The 2849-nt window shown below is 53.6% G+C and carries 2 protein-coding genes; both read right to left on the bottom strand.

The genetic code is table 11. From position 1 onward, the window contains the following. On the bottom strand, nucleotides 1-995 hold a 995-nt coding region (locus B3Z75_RS06925; protein ID WP_294069078.1), incomplete at its 3' end, for a glycoside hydrolase family 43 protein. Nucleotides 996-1008: 13 nt separating this feature from the next. Beyond that, complete coding sequence (locus B3Z75_RS06920; RefSeq protein ID WP_294069075.1) at nucleotides 1009-2706, bottom strand: cellulase family glycosylhydrolase; 1698 nt, start codon at nucleotides 2704-2706, stop codon at nucleotides 1009-1011. Nucleotides 2707-2849 lie beyond the last annotated feature (143 nt).

The following is a 2849-nucleotide window of genomic DNA, read 5'->3' as shown; positions in this document are numbered from 1 at the left end:
GTGGGGACGTTCATCTCCAGGGAGACGGTGCCATTGCCGTTCACCTGGGGCCATCCCCCTGAGGGCCAGTCCACCGGTGCCAGAAAGGTCTCCCGTCCGAGCACATGGTAATAAGCCCACTGGTGTGTGACCCGGAAGCCGAGGAACACCATCCACCAGGAGCCATCCTGCGCCTGCACCATATCTCCATGTCCCACACCCTGGATCCGGTTGGCCTGACCCCGACGATTGGCGTGGGTAAGTATCGGATTAAGCGGACAAGATTCATAAGGTCCGTAGAGATATTTACTCCGCCCGATGGTCACGCTGTGCATGTATTCGGTGCCTCCTTCTCCCAACATCAGATAATAGTAGCCATCTTTTTTGTAAATGTGGGGAGCCTCCGGGAAACGTCCGCCGGTTCCTCCCCAGACAAGACGCTCGGGAGCCACTGTCTTACCGGTTTGTATGTCGATTTCGGTAATCCGGATTCCTTCATCTCCCTGCGTCACAAAATAGGTTCTGCCATCGTCGTCCCAGAAGATATCGGGGTCGATGCTGTTGATATCAACCCATATGGGGTCACTCCACGGACCGGCAGGATCGGTGGCGGTACAATAGAAATTACCCCCTCCCGACACGTTGGTGCAGATCACATAGAACACCCCTTCACGATAGCGTAGCGATGGCGCGTACAAACCACCGGAGGCGGGTGCTTTCTGCAACGGAAGCTGAGAATCGCGGGTAAGGCAGTGCCCTATTTGCTGCCAGTTGACCAGGTCTTTGCTGTGATAAATGGGCAATCCGGGGAAATACTCGAACGAAGAGGTCACCAGGTAAAAGTCGTCGTTCACCCGGCACACACTCGGATCGGGATTAAATCCCCTGATGATTGGATTCTGATAGCCGCTTTGAGCCTGCAAGGTGCCAGCCATGCATAAAAAGACAACCAAGCAGATAGCCGTTTGAACCAAATGGAATTTTCCCTTATGGATAAAATATGATTTTATTGACATCACCTATTCCTGTTTAAAATGGATATTTTCCTGCTTCCGCTCCTTTCATTATGCCATCCATGGCATAATGGTCCTTGATTTCACCCGTATGGCGATCGACCACCCTGCCCGTTTCCCAGTAGAAGGGTACCAGCCCGTGGTTCTTGGCTTCGCGGGTCACGGTTTCGTCGTAGAGGTTGCGCGACTTGTCGTGTGCCTCCTGGTTTGCTCCCAGTCCGGTGCGAATGGTGATGGCACCATACTCACCCAGGATCACCGGGATCCCTTTGTCCACGAACTTCGCCTTCATCTTGCCGAACAAGGACTTCATCTCTGCCTCGTCACCAAAAGTCGAATTGCGATCCGATCCGCTTACTGCGAAAGGCCCCCAGAAGTAGGCCATCCTGCCCCAGGTTTCATCCTGTGTCATGCCGCAGAATGTCCAGGGATTGTAGTAATGCACCTCCGCCATCAGCCGGTTGGGCACCACATCGGTCGGCATATCGCCAAACAGGCTGTGGGTCATGTCGATATCGGTATTCGGTCCCTGCACAATCAGGTTGCGGACAGCATTGTTGCTCCCGGTGGCGCGTACCGCATCGATGAACGTCTGCAGATAGCTTTTCAGCACGGCCATCTTCTGGGCGGTGTCCACGTTGGGTTCGTTGGTTCCGGCAAAGAGTAGATGTTCGTCGTAGTGGTTCAGCCTGTTTGCGATTTGCGTCCACAAAGCATGCTGCTTCCGGTTGTTTTCCTCCTGCCTGTCGGGTGTACAGTTGTTTTCCAGCCACCCTCCATCCCAATGGATGTTGACGATGGCATACATATCGTTGGCTACACAATAGCCCACCACCTCATTGACACGATCCAGCCAGCTCTCCCTGATCTTGTAGTTCTCTACATCTTCGATGTACTGATCCCAGGCACAGGGAATGCGGATGGCGTTAAAACCCAGTTGTTTGATTTTTACAATATAGTCTGCTGTGATTTTGGGATTCCCCCAGGCCGTTTCTCCACCGATGGCTTCCAGGGTATTTCCGATGTTCCAGCCAGCATGAATCTTGGCTGCCAGCACCGTGGCGTCGCTCTCCATGCCCACATCAGGGATCGTACCGGCCCGCTGGGTGGCGGTAACCGTTTCCGTCAGATCGCCCAACGTGAAGGTGATTGTTCCGGTTCGTTCCGCTCCATAGTTGGCCGCCACGTTGAAGGTTCTGGTCTGTTCTGTCATCGCGGCACGGGCGGTTGCTTCGGTAATCCAGCCCTCGTTGCAGGCAACGGTGACCGGTCCGTTTGCTGTCAACCGGACTTCAATCTGAGCGCCCTCGGCGCTTATATCCGTGAACGCAGTTGGCGCAACCATCAATCCATCGGCAGCAGCTTGGACTACCGCTACGGTTTGGGTGACATTGCCCCCTTTCACGGTCAGGGTAGTGGAACGGTCGCTGGTAGTGGAATTGGCATCTGCCGTCACGGTAAACCGGTAAACACTTTTTGAAGAAGAGGATGCCGGCAGCACCCGACACCAACTCTCCTCATTGCTTTTCACCTCCAGTGCAACATTCGATTTGACGGACAGAATCTCGCTCCCTCCCGTTTTGGAGAAAATCAATTCCGAACGGGCCGGCATGATTTCCGGGGCGACCGGCTCATCTTCACCGGAGCAGGCTATCATGCAAATCAAAAGAGCAAGCAGCAAGGAAACATTCATTTTTTCAAAGTGTTTTCTCATACGATTCTACTGAATTGTCACTGTTCATAAAGTCAATACTTGCCGGGGGTAATCACCTTGTTGATGGTTACACTGACCTTGGATGGATCAACAAGCTGTACCCAGAGGTTGTACAGCTCGATCGTCCAAACCACGGCACCCTC

The organism is Proteiniphilum sp. UBA1028, assembly GCF_002316955.1.
Lineage (GTDB): Bacteria > Bacteroidota > Bacteroidia > Bacteroidales > Dysgonomonadaceae > Proteiniphilum.
Note: the sequence above shows the minus strand (reverse complement) of the source record. Positions and strands in the feature narration are given on the sequence as shown.